Genomic DNA, 15,005 nt, shown 5'->3' with positions numbered 1-15,005 from the left:
GGTTGTCTGGTTCCCCTGTTTATTGGTCGTTGAATTCATAATTTCCCCGGCTTGTCCACGGTGAGGACAACCTGATCCCGCGATACCGGAAGGTAACGAAACGATACCTCGCTTCCCGTCTCTTCGACCCTGCCGAAGGACGGCGGAGCAAAATGATAGGGCGCGACTATCACATGTTCCCCCGCGCAACGACGCAGGATGCGGTCACGCATCGACAGCGCTTCGGAGGGGTTTCCGCAGAAATTCGAGTTCAGCCCGGAAATGATCAGCTGGATCGGATGATGGATGAGATCGGCCAGAAAACAAACATCGTTCTCCTCCGTCTTCAGTCTGACGATGGTCATTCCCGGCGAGTGGCCGGGCGCGGGCTCGAGAGACAAGCCGGGCGCGATCTCCGCCGGCGTCTCGACGGCAGTGAGGACGCCCGCCTCGACCAGCGGCAGGACGCTGTCCGCGAAGGCTCCGTGCAGGGTGGCGCCGGACGGGTCGGCGTCGTGGAGCGCCGACCAGTGATCGAGCTCGGCGCGGGGGGCCACATAGCGCGCCCTCGCGAATGTCGGCCGCCAGCGCTGCCCGTCATGGACCGTGTTCCACCCGACATGATCGGCGTGGAGATGGGTATTGACGACGAGATCGATGCTGTCGGGAGGAAAGCCCAGCGCCGTCAGGACGTCGAGGAAGCGCCCGGAGCGGCGATGCCATGCCGGGCGATCGGGCCGTTCCTTGTCATTGCCGATGCCCGCATCGATCAGGACGGTCAGGCCCGGCCGGGCGATCACATAGCTGTTGAAGCTGAGATCGAGAGTCGCGTTCGCGGCATCGACGGCGCTTTCGGGCAATCGCGCGGCGGCCGCCGCCAGATCGGCCTGCGTCAGCGAGCCGAACATCGCCTTCGCCGGCCAACCGATGCCCTCGATGTCGGCGACCCGATAGATTCGGGTCGAACCGATGCTCAGCAGGTCAGCCGTGGCAGAGAGCTCGGGAAGTCGCAGGCGCGTCACCTCGGCCATGTCACGGCACCCGCAGCTTGCACTGCGCGGCGAAGGGATCCCCCTGTTCGCTCAGCAACTTGGTCCGGGTGCGCAGGCTCGGCTTTCCGGCCTCGTCCTTGTCGACGACCATGGCCCACCAGTCCTGCACCGGATGCTGGTTCGCGCCGAACTTGAAGGTGCCGCGGGTCGATGCGAAGTCCGCCTTCAGCATCGCCTTGCGCTGGGGCACCGCCGGCGGTCACCAGGGATAACGCGATGCCGAGCAGCGCTCCGCGCAGTTTCATTCCGAACTCCGGTCGTTCCAAGCTACCTGCCGATCCATTCCAGCACGGCGCCTTTGCGTCACCGCGCCCTGCGCGGTCCGTAGGCGCGCCGCCCGGGGGCGGCGCGACGCTCGTCAGAGGCAGACCCAGCCGGCAGGCGGCTCCTTGCCCGGATGCAGGGTGCCGCAATGCGGGCAGGTACGGGCCTGCTCGTTGCCATAGAACTCACGGTAGAGCGGCGGCAGGTCGTCGACGATGCTGACGAGGTCGACCTCCACACGATGGACGAGGCCCTGGCACTCGAAGCAGTACCATTCGAAGGCGTCGAGCCAGCCTTCCGGACGCTTCGGCTCGATGACGAGGCCGATCGAGCCTTCCTGCGGGCGCTGCGGCGAGTGGCGCACATGCGGCGGCAGCAGGAAGATCTCGCCCTCGCGGATCGTCACGTCATAATGCTTCCCGTCGTCGACGACCTTCAGCATCATGTCGCCCTTGAGCTGGTAGAAGAACTCTTCGACCGGGTCGTCATGATAGTCTGTGCGCCGGTTCGGGCCGCCGACCACGGTCACCATCAGGTCGGAATCGGTCCAGACCTGCTGGTTGCCGACCGGGGGCTTGAGCAGGTGCTTGTGCTCCTCGATCCACTTGTTGAAGTTGAAGGCCTTCAGCCGTCCTTCGGTCGCCATTTCTCCACCTCTCCCGTTATCGTCTCAGGTCTTGTTCAGCTGGCCTTGGCGAGCGGGGCGCGGCCGGGCTTCAGGCCGCAGCTTTCGAAGGCGGCGCGCGTCGCGGCCTTCTCGGCCTCGGTCAGCTCCAGCATCGGCGGCCGGACCCGCCCGCCGACCTGGCCGAGCAGCTCCTGCCAGTATTTCTGGTGGGAATGGGGCTTCTCGGCGGGCCGTGTGCCGCGCAGCGCCTCGCGCACCGGGTTCAGGCTGTCGCGCAGCGCGCGCGCCTTGTCGGCCTCGCCGCGGAAGGCGAGATCGGTGTATTCGCGCATGCGCAAATCGTTCGCCGTCTGGATCAGGTAGGGCGGCGAGGAGCAGAGATAGAGCTGCCAGCCGAGCTCGAGGATGTTGTCGAGCCATTCCTCCTCGGAGGCGGTGCTGACCAGGATGCGGTCGCCGGCCATCCGGGTGAGCTCGGCATACATCGGGCGCGGCACGCTGTACTTGATCGCGACGACGTTCTCGATGTCGGCGAGGCGATTGCAGAGCTGCGGCGAGAGCAGATAGCCCGAGTCCGGATGGCTCCAGAGCGCGATGCCGATATCGACCTTCTCGGCAATGGTCCGGTAGTACTCGTAGACCGTCTCGTCCTGCGCCTTGAAGAAATGCAGGATGGGCGCGTGCACGACGATGTAGTCGGCGCCGACCTTCTGGGCGTGTTTCGCGAGGTCGATCACCACGTCCATGTTCTGGTCCGAGCAGGACATGATGGTCTGGCCGCGCCCGGCCGATGCCTCCACCGCCAGCTCGAAGTTGCGCTTGCGCTCCTCGATCGACATCGAGAAGAACTCGCCCTGCTTGCCGGCGATGAACAGCCCGTCGATCTTCAGATCGTCGAGCCAGTGACGGATGTTCTCCCGGAAGCCGTCCTCGTCGATCGCGAGCGAGGGGGTGAAGGGGGTGAGCGCGGCCGCCCAGATGCCCTTCATATGGGCGCGGGCATAGGCCTTGGCGTCCTTCTTCGCGTATTTCATCGACCCTCACCCTCGCATTCCGGAACGATCCGGGCGGGAGGGCGGCCTTCGGTGAGGCGGCGTCCCCGCCGTCCATCCCCCATGCCGCCATCCTTTGCGTTCCCGCCCAGGCGTCGCCCCGTATGCGATTGGGGCGATGAGGGATGATGGCATGACAGGCGGGGTATACGGCAACTCATAACATTCGTATGAATTCGGAACCTGTCCTTATAAATCCGGGAACCGCATGGCGATCACGCTGCGCCAGATTCAGGCCTTCCTCGCCGTGACCGAGCAAGGCACCTTTACCAAGGCGGCGGAACGGCTGCACATGGCCCAGCCGGCGCTTTCCCAGCTCGTGCGCGACCTCGAGCGCGAGCTGGGCATCCGCGTGCTCGATCGCACGACCCGGCGCGTCGAGCTGACCGAGGGCGGGCGCGAATTCCACGGCGCGGCGCTGAAGATCGTGCAGGACCTCGACACGGCCGTGCAGAACGCCAACGGGCTGGCGGAGCGCCGGCGCGGGCGCATCGTGGTCGCGGTGCCGCCGCTGCTCGCGGCCGTGATCATGCCGCCGACGATCGTCGCGCTGCAGGAGAAATACCCCGGCCTTCAGGTCGTGATCATCGATGCCCGCAACGATCTCGTCGTCGAAGCGGTGCGATTCGGGAAGGCGGATTGCGGCGTCGGGACCTTCTCCGCGCTGGAGGATAATATCGAGCGCACGCCGCTCGCCCGCGACAGCCTGATGCTGTTCTGCGCGCGGGGCAGTGGCTTCGCGGAGCGGGAATCGGTGCTCTGGCGCGATCTCGCCGACGAGCCCCTGATCACGCTGACTCGAGACAGCGGCATCCGCCTGCTGGTCGAGGTCGGCTATGAAAGCGCCGAAATCACCCTGAAGCCGGCCCATGAGGTCGCGCAGATCACCACGGCGCTGGCGTTCGTCGAGGCCGGGCTTGGGATCGCGGTGCTCCCGACCTATGCGAGGGCCGTCGCGCCGGCGACGGTCATAGCGCGGCCATTGGCAGAACCCTCGATCGCCCGGGACATCGTCATGATCCGGCCGAGCGGGCGCTCGGTCTCGCCGGCGCTCTCGGCCTTCGAGACGCTGCTGCGCCGCTTCGTACGACAGCTGGCGCCGAGCGAGGAGAACTGAAGCGCGATGCGGGTGCTGCGGAAAGCAAAAAGGCCGCCCGGTGAGGCGGCCTTCTGTCCCTGTATTTCAAGGGCATCAAATGGTGGGCGCGACAGGGATCGAACCTGTGACCCCTACGATGTCAACGTAGTGCTCTCCCGCTGAGCTACGCGCCCGTTTGCCGCCAGAAGCAGCTTCCGGAAGCGTGTCCGGGGCCGTGCGGGCCGCGATCACGCTGCGAGTGAGGGGGGCTATAGCGGCTCGCTTCGCGGCTTGCAAGGCGTTTGCCGCATAAATTCTCCGAGCCCGTTTGCAAATTCGTCATGGCGGTCTGCGAACGATGTTTTTCTGCGTTTCGGTGCTCACGTACAAACGTACGCTGCGCTCCGATGCTCGAAAAACCCCTTTCTCGACACGCCCTGACGAATTTTCAAATTGGCTCTCAGGCGGCCAACAGCTTCTCGACTTCGTTGACGAGCTCGCGCAGGTGGAACGGCTTGGAGAGCACCTTCGCATCCTTCGGCGTCTGCGAATCGGGGTTGAGCGCGACGGCCGCGAAGCCGGTGATGAACATCACCTTGATGTCGGGGTCGAGCTCGGTGGCGCGGCGTGCCAGCTCGATGCCGTCCATCTCGGGCATGACGATGTCGGTCAACAGCAGCTCGAACGGCTCCTCGCGGAGCCGGTTATAGGCCGAGAGGCCGTTATCGAAGGAAGCGACGTCGTAGCCCGCATTCTGCAGGGCCTTGACCAGGAAGCGACGCATGTCGTTGTCGTCTTCCGCGAGCAATATCTTCGTCATGGGCCTGTTCTGTCCGTCCCTAAGGCCTGTGTTTCGATGCGTCTGGCGCCCGGATGGCCGCCGGGTCTGGAACGGCTGGGTACTCACCCGTCCGCGCAGTTGGAACCATGCCGTTGTATAAGGCAGCATCGTGGTAAACAACGCGTGAATCCAATTCGGGATTTCCATGGGTTCACGACACCGCTTCAAACGGCGTGGTTTGTGTGCTTCAGTCGCGCGAGATGAGCTTCTCCTCCGCCCCCTTTCCGCCCGGCCCCGACGATGTCGTCGCCGAGATCGAGCGGCCGTTCAGCCTGTACCAGCCAGCCCTCCAGGTCGTGCCGGTCGTGGTCGACGTGCCGCATGCGGGGCGCCGCTATCCGCGAAGCTTCGTCGAGGCGGCGCGGCTGCCGCTGCGCAGCCTGCGGCGCTCGGAGGATGCCTTCGTCGACCGGCTGTTCGGGCAGAGCGTGGCGCTGGGCGCGCCGCTGCTGGTGGCGGAGTTCCCGCGCGCCTATCTCGACGTCAACCGCGAGCCCTATGAGCTCGACCCGCGCATGTTCGAAGGCCGTCTGCCGCCCTTCGCCAATACGCGCTCGATGCGCGTCGCGGGTGGGCTCGGCACCATCCCCCGCATCGTCGGCGATGCGCAGGAGATCTATTTCGGGCGGATCCCGATTCAGGAGGGGCTCGCGCGGATCGACGAGCTCTACCGGCCCTATCATGCCGGGCTTCGCAGCCTGGTCCAGCGCACGCAGGGCGTGTTCGGCACCTGCATCCTCGTCGATGCCCATTCGATGCCCTCGGCCGGGCTCGACCGGGACGGGCTGTCGAAATCCGACATCATCCTAGGCGATCGCTTCGGCACCAGCGCCGCCGGCTACATCATCGACATCGCCGAGCAGGCCTTCACCCGGCTCGGTTTCAGCGTCACCCGCAACAGGCCCTATGCCGGCGGCTTCATCACCGAGCATTACGGGGCTCCGGCGGCTGGCGTTCATGCGCTGCAGATCGAGGTGAACCGGTCGCTCTACATGAACGAGGCGACTCTGGAGCCGCATTCCGGCTTCGCCGCAGTCGAGCAGGCGATCGCGAGCGCGATGGCCGATTGCTTCGCGCGCTGGAGCGGATGGCTCGACGACTGGCGCGAGGCTGCCGAATAGGCTTGAGGCCGGCCATCTCTGACGGGAAAGGGCGCCAAACCAGAAAAAAGGGCCGCACACTTGCGTGGCGGCCCAAGTCTAGGGAGGAAACGCCCAAGGAGGGCAATGAAGGTTTGAGGTGATCTCCCCTTCGCAGTGCACAATATGAGAGTGCGGTGCAAAACGCAAGCGCAATCGACGAAAATCGGAGATGGCATGCGCATGGCGCATGGCGAAACTTGAGATTATCGACGTTTTCCGGGTTTTCGCGTCATTCAACAATTTACGAGCCGGTATTCCAGGGCACTGATGCTGCAGGGCAGCAAACGGGAGACATTGTCATGAGCGCAGTCGATTTCGGCGCTTTCGTCGCGGAACTGGCGACGCAGTCGGGGCGGGCCATACTGCCGTTCTTCCGCGCGCATCACGCGACCGAGGACAAGTCGCAGGGCGGCGTGTTCGACCCGGTGACCGAGGCCGACCGCGCCGGCGAATCGGTGATGCGCCATCTGATCAAGCGGCAGTTCCCCGAGCATGGCGTGCTCGGCGAGGAGTTCGGCAGCGAAAACACCGAGGCCGAGTATGTCTGGGTGCTCGACCCGATCGACGGGACGCGCGCCTTCATCTCGGGGATTCCGGTCTGGGGCACGTTGATCGGCCTGACGCGCGCGGGCGTCCCGGTCTACGGCATGATGCACCAGCCCTTCTCGGGCGAGCGCTATTCCGGGGACGGGCGCGAGGCGCGCTACGAGGGGCCGGGCGGGCCGAAGAAGCTGCGCACGCGGCCTGTGGCCGATCTCGCCGCCGCGACGCTGATGACGACCTCTCCGGCGTTGTTCAAGGATGAGGAGGCCAAGGCCTTCGCCCGCGTCGAAAGCGGGGTCAGGCTCTCTCGCTATGGCTGCGACTGCTATGCCTATTGCATGCTGGCCGCCGGCCATGTCGATCTGGTGATCGAGAGCGGTCTCAAGCCCTATGACATCGTCGCGCTGATCCCGATCGTCGAGGGCGCGGGCGGCATCGTCACCTCATGGGATGGCGGCAGCGCCGCCAGTGGCGGGCGCATCCTCGCCGCCGGCAGCAAGGCGCTGCATGAGGCTGCTCTCGCGCGGCTCGCCGGCTGAGGCGGGCGCCGCCTGGTCTTCGCCGGGAATGAAGGCGTCGAAGGCGGCCCAGAACTGGGCACGAATCGCGTCGTTCTCCATCAGGATCTCATGGCGCGCCGTCGGCAGGACCAATGCCGAGCCGGTCTTCAGGCGCGCCGCGAAGCGCTCGATCGCCGGCGTCGAGACCACCGGGTCCTGACCGGCGGCGACGATCAGCGTGGGCACTTTGACCTCCAGCGCGGCCGAAGGCGCGTTGAGGCGGGCCATGAGGCGGAATGCGGTCCGGACCCAGGCAATGGTCGGGTCGCCGATGCTGAGATGGCGCGCCTCGGCCGAGAGCGCGCTGTTACGGGCGTAGCGGATGGCGTCGCTCGTCAGCCGGTTGCCTTCGAAGGGCTTCGTCGCGATCGCAGTGTCGCCGCCGCCGGGAATGAAGGCGCGGCCGAAGCCGAGCCAGAACAGCAGGCTCGCGAGGCGGCTCGCCCGGACCGGATGCGCGATCATGGTGAGCCCGAGCATCGGCGCCAGCGCGACCATGCGAGATACCGGCAGGGCCCCGAAGCGGGCGGCATCGAGGCAGATCGCGGCACCCATCGAATGGGCGAGCACGAAATAGGGCGGCGGGAACTTCGCCTGCATTTCGGCCATCGCCAAAGCGAGGTCGGCCTCGTAGTGCTTGAGATGCCCGATGTGCCCCTTGCGCTCGCGCCGGACGAAGCGCTGCGAGCCGCCCTGGCCGCGCCAGTCGAAGGTGAGGACATGGAAGCCGCGGCGGCGCAGTTCGGCGACGGCCTCGCTATAGCGCTCGATGAATTCGGCCCGGCCCTGGATAAGCACGACGGTGCCGCGCACCGGCTTGACGGTCGGGCGCCAACTCGCGAACCGCAAGCTCGCGCCGTCCCGCGTCGTCGCGAACCACACCCTGCCATGGCCCGGCACGGGGTAGCCGGGATGGGCGAAAAGAACGGCCTCGGCCATCGGCTCACTCCGCGTCGCCGCGGCTGCTTCACGCAGCCGCCGAACTGCTCTCGGGCTTCGCTTATGCCTCCGGGCGAGGGCTCTTGAAAAGCCGGAAAGCCACCCCAGATCACTTCTGCGCAGGCCGAAACCGGCTGCGCAACCTCAAACCAGGCCCGCGCTCAGACGAGGCGGGCTGACCAGATTGTCGCTTCCTCGGAGGACATACCATGCGTCATTTCGATCTTTCCCCGCTCTATCGCTCGACCGTCGGCTTCGACCGCCTGTTCTCTCTGCTCGACCAGGCGACGAGCAACGACGCGGCGCCGACCTATCCGCCCTATAATATCGAGCGGACCGCCGAAAACGCCTACCGCATCACCATCGCGGTCGCGGGTTTCGGTGAGGGCGACCTCGCCATCGAGTCGAAGGAGAACACGCTTTCCGTCAAGGGCGAGAAGCAGGTCGGCGAGGGTGCCGAGAAGCGCGAGGTCCTGCATCAGGGCATCGCCGCTCGCGCCTTCGAGCGCCGCTTCCAGCTTGCCGATTATGTGCAGGTGACCGGGGCCAGCCTCGAGAACGGCCTGCTGCATATCGACCTCGTGCGCGAGATCCCCGAGGCCAAGAAGCCCCGCCAGATTCCGATCGGCGGCGGTTCGGCCAAGGTGCTCGAAGCCAAGGTCGCCAAGGCGGCGTAACGCGAAAAGCCCGCTGGGCTGAAAGAGAAAGGCTCCCGGAAACGGGAGCCTTTTTTGTTGGTCAGAAATGAGAGCTTCGGGGCAGAACCATCAGTTCAAGGGAGCCACCGGAGCGATCGGCGTTTCGGGCTTTGGCGTCGTCGGAGTCGGGTCGACATGCTGCACGGGCGGCATGGACAGCGCTTCCGGCGCCGGAGCGGCGGTCGACAGCGGCGGCTTGCGCTCGCCGTCCTCGGTGCCGCGCACGTCGCTCGGATTGACCAGCCTGGGCTTGTCGGCGCCGGTCTCCGGATTGGTCGCTCCGGGCGAGGGCTGCGGGGGCCTTACCACCGGCGGCGGGGCCACCGTCGCCGGGGCGCTCGCCTCGGCGGGCGGTTTCTCCGCCGGCTTGGCCGGCTCGGGCACGGGAGGCGCGGCCGGGGAGGGCGGCGAAACGGTGGCGGGAGCGCTGGCTTCGGCGGGTGGGCGCTCTACCGGCTTGGCCGGCTCGGGCACGGGCGGCGCGGCCGGGGAGGGCGGCGAAACCGTGGCGGGAGCGCTCGCCTCGGCCGGCGGTTTCAGCTCGGCGGGTCGTTCGGGCGGCTGGGGGGCGAGGCGCGGACGCGGCGCCACATGTTCCTCGCGCGGATCGACGCGGGCGACATCGGGCGCCGGCACGGACTGGCCGCGCAGCGGAATGCGGCGGATCAGCTCGCCGGCATAGGCGTCGAGTACCAGGCGCTGGCGCTGGCCGCCGGCGGTGATGCCATCGACGACATAAGTGTCGTCCCGCCGGATCGAGCGATCGATCCGGACCAGGCCGTAATTGCGCGCGGCGATGCGGTTGACCGTGTAAGGCGAGACGGCCGCCGGTGCACGGGGCACAGCCCTCGGCGGGCGCGGCGCATACCCGTAATCATAGCGATAGCCGTAGCCGTAGGCCGGGTACGGATCCTCGTCATAGTAGTAGTATTGGGCGCCGGCGGCTCCCGCCGTGCCGGCCAGAGCGCCGGCCACGACCAGGCCCATCAGCGCGATGCGCCCCGGTGCGGACGAACGATTTGCCATGCCATACTTCCTTAACGACTGCGTTGGTTGCGGGCAGTCTTGTTAGGGATTGCGGCGGGCATGGGGTTTGAAACGGGGCTGAAATGCGCCGCTTCAACCGGCAATTGCGGTGATCAGGCGTTCGACATGGTCGGGCTCTGTCGCGAAGGACATGACGAAGCGGCCGACGATCTCGCCATCCTGCAGAGGCGCCTCCGGCGGCAGCGAACGGGCCGACCAGTCGTAATAGCCGATGCCGGCCGCCTTCAATCGCTCCTGGACGGCAGGCGGCAGGACGAGGAACACCTCGTTCGACTGGCAGGGCCAGGCGAGGCGTGCCTCGCTGCCCTGCGCCACCGATTCCGCCAGCCGCTTCGCCTGGGCGTTGGCATGGCGGGCAAGGTCGAGCCAGTGGTCGTCGGCGAGCAGCCCCTCGAACTGGGCGCCGAGGAAGCGGCCCTTCGACAGGGTCTGCCCGGCGCGCTTGCGGCGCCATTTCATCTCCTCGGCATGGGCCGGGTCGAAGAAGATCACGGCCTCCGCCGCGAACGCGCCGTTCTTGGTGCCGCCGAAGGAGAGGACGTCGACGCCGGCCTTCCAGGTGATCTCGGCCGGCGAGCAGCCGAGGGTCACCAGCGCATTGGCGAAGCGGGCGCCATCCATATGCAGCTTGAGGCCGCGCGGCGTGATCGCCTCCTTCAACGCCCGCACTTCGGCCGGCGTGTAGACGGTCCCGCATTCGGTGGCCTGGGTGATCGTCAGCGCCTGGGCCTGGACCTGGTGGAAATCGCCGGCGCGCAGATGGGAGAGCGCCTCGGTCACGGTCTCCGGCCGCAGCTTGGCGCCCACGCCGGGCAGGTCGACGAGCTTGGCGCCGTCCGTGAAGAATTCGGGGGCGCCGCATTCGTCCTCGACGACATGGGCCTCCTCATGGGTGATGACTGCCCCCCAGGGCCGGACGATGCTGGCCAGCGCCAGCGCATTCGCGGCCGTGCCGGTCAGCACGAGGAAGACGGCGACCTCGCGCTCGAAGATCGCGGCAAAGCGCTCCTCGACGCGACTGGTCCAGTCATCCTTGCCGTAGGAGGAGGCGGAGCCCGCATTGGCGGCGGCGAGGGCGGCCATGACGCGGGGGCTGGCGGCGGCGGTGTTGTCGCTGAAGAAATCCATGGCGCAGCGTTAGGCGGCTGGCGATGTGCTGCCAAGCGACCGTGCGGAAAGGGGGCTTGCGCGGCGCGCCGGGCTGAAACGTGGCAGGAGGCGCAAAAACAAGAAGCGTGCTGCCGGAGTCGTGCTTTCATGCCGGAAATGTCTGGTGCGGATTCGATTTTGCAATAAAATTTCGCCGCGGTGCGAAATAGGCGCTTGTGCGTAGATTGGAATTCTGGCAAGTTCATCGCAATAGGACAGTGTTGCTGTCCCATTTTTCACCGCGCCGACCGAAAGCCGCTTCAGGCTGGAGGTCGCGCCGTCGCAATGGAGCGGAGCATGACGAGGGGCCGGGCTGCTGATGCCAAAGCCAACCGTACGTGCGCCGTCCGTAAAACGACGGCCTGAAGACAGGCGCGAGCGGGCGAGAGCCGCCCGAGGCGCCTGCGGAGGACGCGGGCGCGGTGGAAACAAAGCGCAAGCCAGCCTCTGACAAGACGACGGCCGATCCGCCTTGGCCTCATCCTTGCTGCTGACGCAAAGTCGGCATCGAGGCCGCAGCGGAGAGGATTGTGGACTGACGGGTCTCCCGCCGGCGGCGAGCCAGCGGGGTTCTGGGAAGCGGGGTTTGACGATGAGCGCGACCAGCAAGCCGAGCGGCGCAGTGAGCTTCGAGCGTTTTCCGGCCGTGCGCGATCCGGCCATGCCGACGCATCAGGGCCTCTACGACCCGGCCAACGAGAAGGATTCCTGCGGTGTCGGCTTCATCGCCGACATGAAGAACCGCAAGAGCCACGCCATCGTGCAGCAGGGCCTGCAGATCCTGCACAATATAGATCATCGCGGCGCTGTCGGCGCCGATCCGAAGCTCGGCGACGGCTGCGGCATCCTCACCCAAATCCCGCATCGCTTCTTCCAGGAAGAATGCGCCAGGATCGGCATCGACCTGCCGGAGCCCGGCCACTACGCCATCGGCCAGTTCTTCATGCCGCGCGATCCGGCGATCCGCGCGCTGTGCGAGGAGATCATCTCCCAGACCGTCGAGGAGGAGGGGCTCGTCTTCCTCGGCTGGCGCAACGTGCCGGTCGACAACTCCGACCTCGGCAAGGCGGTGCTGGAGACCGAGCCGGTGCATCGCCAGCTCTTCGTCGGCCGCCCCGGCGACATCACCGACGAGGACGAGTTCGAGCGGCAGGTCTATGTCCTCAGAAAGTCGGTCTCGAACAAGGTCTACAAGCATCAGGAGCGCAAGACGGCGGAATACTACCCCGTCTCGATGTCCTGCCGCACCATCGTCTACAAGGGCATGGTGCTGGTGAACCAGCTCGGTTCCTACTTCAAGGACCTGCAGGACGCGCGTTTCGAGAGCTCGCTCGCCCTCGTCCACCAGCGCTTCGCCACCAACACCTTCCCGTCCTGGCGGCTCGCCCATCCCTACCGGATGGTGGCGCATAACGGCGAGATCAACACGCTGCGCGGCAACGTCAACTGGATGGCGGCGCGGCAGGCGAGCGTCGATTCCGACCTGTTCGGCTCGGATATCTCGAAGCTCTGGCCGATTTCCTATGAGGGGCAGTCGGACACGGCCTGCTTCGACAACGCGCTCGAATTCCTGGTGCAGGGCGGCTACTCCCTGGCCCATGCCATGATGATGCTCGTGCCCGAGGCCTGGGCCGGCAACCCGCTGATGAACGACGAGCGGCGCGCCTTCTACGAATACCACGCCGCGCTGATGGAGCCCTGGGACGGGCCGGCCGCCATCGCCTTCACCGACGGGCGCCAGATCGGCGCGACGCTGGACCGCAACGGCCTGCGTCCCGCGCGCTACCTCGTCACCGATGACGGGCTCGTGGTGCTGGCCTCCGAATTCGGCGTTCTGCCGATCCCGGAGGAGAAGATCGTCGAGAAGTGGCGCCTCCAGCCCGGCAAGATGCTGCTGATCGACCTCGAACAGGGCCGCATCATCGGCGACGACGAGATCAAGACGTCCCTGTGCCTCGCCAACCCCTACAAGGACTGGCTGAAGCGCACCCAGATCGTGCTGGAGGATCTGCCGCCGGTCGAGGCGCGGGCCTCGCGCACCGACGTGCCGCTGCTCGATCGCCAGCAGGCCTTCGGCTACACCACCGAGGATGTCCGCCTGCTGATGGCGCCGATGGCGGTGACCGGGCAGGAAGCCGTGGGCTCGATGGGCACGGACACGCCGATCTCGGCGCTCTCGCTCAAGTCGAAGCTGCTCTACACCTATTTCAAGCAGAACTTCGCGCAGGTTACGAACCCGCCGATCGATCCGATCCGCGAGGAGCTGGTGATGAGCCTGCTCTCCTTCATCGGGCCGCGGCCGAATATCCTCGACCTCGAAGGCACGTCGCGGCGCAAGCGGCTGGAAGTGCGCACGCCGATCCTAACCAATGACGATCTCGAGAAGATCCGCTGCATCGGCCATTACGAGGACCGGTTCGACACCAAGACGATCGACTTCACCTATCCGGCGCGCGAAGGCGCCGCCGGCATGGAAGGCGCGCTGGAGCGGCTCTGCGAGCGCGCCGAATCGGCGGTCCATGGCGGCTACAACATCATCATCCTGTCCGACCGGCAGGTCGGCTCCGACCGCATCCCGATCCCGGCGCTGCTGGCGACGGCGGCGGTGCACCATCACCTGATCCGCAAGGGCCTGCGCACCTCGGTCGGCCTCGTCGTCGAGAGCGGCGAGCCGCGCGAGATCCATCATTTCTGCTGCCTCGCCGGCTACGGCGCCGAGGCGATCAATCCCTATCTCGCCTTTGACACCCTGCTCGACCAGCACGCGCAGGGCGCCTTCCCCGAGGAGGTCGACGCCGACGAGGTGGTGAAGCGCTACATCAAGTCCGTCGGCAAGGGCGTGCTGAAGGTGATGTCCAAGATGGGCATCTCGACCTACCAGTCCTATTGCGGCGCGCAGATCTTCGACGCGGTCGGCCTCCGGACCAGCTTCGTCGAGAAGTTCTTCTTCGGCACGGGCACGGCGATCGAGGGCGTCGGCCTCGACGAGATCGCCGAGGAGAGCCTGCGCCGCCACCGCGACGCCTTCGGCGACTCGCCGCTCTACCGCAACAGCCTCGATATCGGCGGCGAATACGCCTACCGCATCCGCGGCGAGGACCATGTCTGGAAGCCGGACGTCGTCGCCGCGCTGCAGCATGCGGTGCGCCTCAACGCGCAGGACCGCTACGAGGATTTCGCCCGGCAGGTGAACGACGACGCGCAGCGGCTCAGCACCATCCGCGGCCTGTTCAAGGTCAAGATGGCCGAGGATGACGGGCGCCAGCCCGTGCCGCTGGAGAGCGTCGAGTCGGCTGCCGACATCGTCAAGCGCTTCGCCACGGGCGCGATGTCCTTCGGCTCGATCTCGCGCGAGGCGCATGAGACGCTCGCCATCGCGATGAACCAGATCGGCGGCAAGTCGAACACCGGCGAGGGCGGCGAGGAATCGATCCGCTTCAAGCCGATGCCGGACGGCCGCTCCAAGCGTTCGGCGATCAAGCAGATCGCATCGGGCCGCTTCGGCGTGACGACCGAGTACCTCGTCAATTCCGACGTGATGCAGATCAAGGTGGCGCAGGGTGCCAAGCCCGGCGAGGGCGGCCAGCTGCCCGGCCACAAGGTCGATGCCAAGATCGCGCGGACCCGGCATTCGACGCCGGGGGTCGGCCTGATCTCGCCGCCGCCGCATCACGATATCTACTCGATCGAGGATCTCGCCCAGCTGATCTTCGACCTGAAGAACGTCAACCCGGCGGCCGATGTCTCGGTGAAGCTCGTCTCCGAGATCGGGGTCGGCACGGTCGCGGCGGGCGTCGCCAAGTCGCGCGCCGACCACATCACCATCTCCGGCTTCGAGGGCGGCACGGGCGCGAGCCCGCTGACCTCGCTGAAGCATGCCGGCTCGCCCTGGGAGATCGGGCTGGCCGAGACGCAGCAGACGCTGGTGCTGAACCATCTGCGCGGGCGCGTGGCATTGCAGGTCGATGGCGGCCTGCGCACCGGGCGCGACGTCATCATCGGCGCGCTGCTCGGGGCCGACGAGTTCGGCTTC

General features: G+C 66.7%; 13 protein-coding genes and 1 tRNA gene (1 of these 14 only partly in view). 5 read left to right on the top strand and 9 right to left on the bottom strand.

Features of this window, described 5'->3' with window-relative positions; all coding sequences use genetic code 11:
• Positions 1-35: 35 nt before the first annotated feature.
• The 4 genes from NWE53_RS14540 to NWE53_RS14525 form a co-directional block, all read right to left on the bottom strand.
• Positions 36-1,010 (bottom strand): MBL fold metallo-hydrolase, encoded by a 975-nt coding sequence (locus NWE53_RS14540; RefSeq protein WP_265050099.1) that lies wholly within the window; start codon positions 1,008-1,010, stop codon positions 36-38.
• A 1-nt stretch (position 1,011) separates the two neighbouring features.
• Complete coding sequence (locus NWE53_RS14535) at positions 1,012-1,221, bottom strand: hypothetical protein (RefSeq protein ID WP_265050098.1); 210 nt, start codon at positions 1,219-1,221, stop codon at positions 1,012-1,014.
• 168 nt (positions 1,222-1,389) lie between these two features.
• Positions 1,390-1,941, bottom strand: a complete 552-nt coding sequence (locus NWE53_RS14530; protein ID WP_265050097.1) for a 3-hydroxyanthranilate 3,4-dioxygenase — start codon at positions 1,939-1,941, stop codon at positions 1,390-1,392.
• A gap of 35 nt (positions 1,942-1,976) precedes the next feature.
• Complete coding sequence (locus NWE53_RS14525; RefSeq protein ID WP_265050096.1) at positions 1,977-2,957, bottom strand: dihydrodipicolinate synthase family protein; 981 nt, start codon at positions 2,955-2,957, stop codon at positions 1,977-1,979.
• Between the two features lie 226 nt (positions 2,958-3,183).
• Between NWE53_RS14525 and NWE53_RS14520 the strand changes: the two genes are divergently transcribed.
• Complete coding sequence (locus tag NWE53_RS14520; RefSeq protein ID WP_265050095.1) at positions 3,184-4,092, top strand: LysR family transcriptional regulator; 909 nt, start codon at positions 3,184-3,186, stop codon at positions 4,090-4,092.
• A gap of 80 nt (positions 4,093-4,172) precedes the next feature.
• Here the strand turns inward: NWE53_RS14520 and NWE53_RS14515 are convergent.
• Both NWE53_RS14515 and cpdR read right to left on the bottom strand, forming a co-directional pair.
• A tRNA-Val gene (locus NWE53_RS14515) sits at positions 4,173-4,247 on the bottom strand.
• Between the two features lie 266 nt (positions 4,248-4,513).
• Positions 4,514-4,873: a cell cycle two-component system response regulator CpdR gene (cpdR, locus tag NWE53_RS14510; RefSeq protein ID WP_038363805.1), complete on the bottom strand. Its 360-nt coding sequence runs from the start codon at positions 4,871-4,873 to the stop codon at positions 4,514-4,516.
• Positions 4,874-5,094: 221 nt separating this feature from the next.
• On the opposite strand from cpdR, the gene NWE53_RS14505 reads away from it, so the two are divergent.
• Complete coding sequence (locus NWE53_RS14505; protein ID WP_442865034.1) at positions 5,095-6,015, top strand: N-formylglutamate amidohydrolase; 921 nt, start codon at positions 5,095-5,097, stop codon at positions 6,013-6,015.
• Positions 6,016-6,335: 320 nt separating this feature from the next.
• A complete protein-coding gene (gene hisN / locus NWE53_RS14500; protein WP_265050093.1) occupies positions 6,336-7,118 on the top strand; it encodes a histidinol-phosphatase in 783 nt (260 codons plus the stop codon).
• Here the strand turns inward: hisN and NWE53_RS14495 are convergent.
• Positions 7,023-8,078, bottom strand: a complete 1,056-nt coding sequence (locus NWE53_RS14495; RefSeq protein ID WP_265050092.1) for an alpha/beta fold hydrolase — start codon at positions 8,076-8,078, stop codon at positions 7,023-7,025. The two genes, hisN and NWE53_RS14495, sit on opposite strands and share 96 nt — an antisense overlap.
• A gap of 209 nt (positions 8,079-8,287) precedes the next feature.
• On the opposite strand from NWE53_RS14495, the gene NWE53_RS14490 reads away from it, so the two are divergent.
• Positions 8,288-8,755 (top strand): Hsp20 family protein, encoded by a 468-nt coding sequence (locus NWE53_RS14490; RefSeq protein ID WP_265050091.1) that lies wholly within the window; start codon positions 8,288-8,290, stop codon positions 8,753-8,755.
• Positions 8,756-8,845: 90 nt separating this feature from the next.
• Here NWE53_RS14490 and NWE53_RS14485 read toward each other — a convergent pair whose 3' ends face one another.
• Positions 8,846-9,802 (bottom strand): hypothetical protein, encoded by a 957-nt coding sequence (locus NWE53_RS14485; RefSeq protein WP_265050090.1) that lies wholly within the window; start codon positions 9,800-9,802, stop codon positions 8,846-8,848.
• Between the two features lie 93 nt (positions 9,803-9,895).
• Positions 9,896-10,951, bottom strand: coding sequence for a threonine aldolase family protein (locus tag NWE53_RS14480; protein ID WP_265050089.1), 1,056 nt, complete (start codon positions 10,949-10,951; stop codon positions 9,896-9,898).
• Between the two features lie 613 nt (positions 10,952-11,564).
• On the opposite strand from NWE53_RS14480, the gene gltB reads away from it, so the two are divergent.
• Positions 11,565-15,005, top strand: partial view of a glutamate synthase large subunit gene (gene gltB / locus NWE53_RS14475; RefSeq protein ID WP_265050088.1) — the 5' portion only. It continues 1,248 nt past the right edge of the window; the window shows 3,441 of its 4,689 coding nt (coding positions 1-3,441); it begins with the start codon at positions 11,565-11,567; its stop codon lies off the right edge, out of view.

This window comes from Bosea sp. NBC_00550 (assembly GCF_026020075.1).
Classification (GTDB): domain Bacteria; phylum Pseudomonadota; class Alphaproteobacteria; order Rhizobiales; family Beijerinckiaceae; genus Allobosea.
The sequence above is the reverse complement of the archived record's forward strand: the minus strand, read 5'-3'. Positions and strand labels throughout refer to the sequence as shown.

Bases quoted from the DNA above. Each gene is read 5' to 3' on its own strand.
- NWE53_RS14525 (WP_265050096.1), bottom strand. From the start codon at position 2,957: ATGAAATACGCGAAGAAGGACGCCAAGGCCTATGCCCGCGCCCATATG.
- NWE53_RS14505 (WP_442865034.1), top strand. From the start codon at position 5,095: ATGAGCTTCTCCTCCGCCCCCTTTCCGCCCGGCCCCGACGATGTCGTC.
- NWE53_RS14540 (WP_265050099.1), bottom strand. From the start codon at position 1,010: ATGGCCGAGGTGACGCGCCTGCGACTTCCCGAGCTCTCTGCCACGGCT.
- NWE53_RS14520 (WP_265050095.1), top strand. From the start codon at position 3,184: ATGGCGATCACGCTGCGCCAGATTCAGGCCTTCCTCGCCGTGACCGAG.
- NWE53_RS14490 (WP_265050091.1), top strand. From the start codon at position 8,288: ATGCGTCATTTCGATCTTTCCCCGCTCTATCGCTCGACCGTCGGCTTC.
- NWE53_RS14485 (WP_265050090.1), bottom strand. From the start codon at position 9,802: ATGGCAAATCGTTCGTCCGCACCGGGGCGCATCGCGCTGATGGGCCTG.
- cpdR (WP_038363805.1), bottom strand. From the start codon at position 4,873: ATGACGAAGATATTGCTCGCGGAAGACGACAACGACATGCGTCGCTTC.
- NWE53_RS14480 (WP_265050089.1), bottom strand. From the start codon at position 10,951: ATGGATTTCTTCAGCGACAACACCGCCGCCGCCAGCCCCCGCGTCATG.
- hisN (WP_265050093.1), top strand. From the start codon at position 6,336: ATGAGCGCAGTCGATTTCGGCGCTTTCGTCGCGGAACTGGCGACGCAG.
- NWE53_RS14530 (WP_265050097.1), bottom strand. From the start codon at position 1,941: ATGGCGACCGAAGGACGGCTGAAGGCCTTCAACTTCAACAAGTGGATC.
- NWE53_RS14495 (WP_265050092.1), bottom strand. From the start codon at position 8,078: ATGGCCGAGGCCGTTCTTTTCGCCCATCCCGGCTACCCCGTGCCGGGC.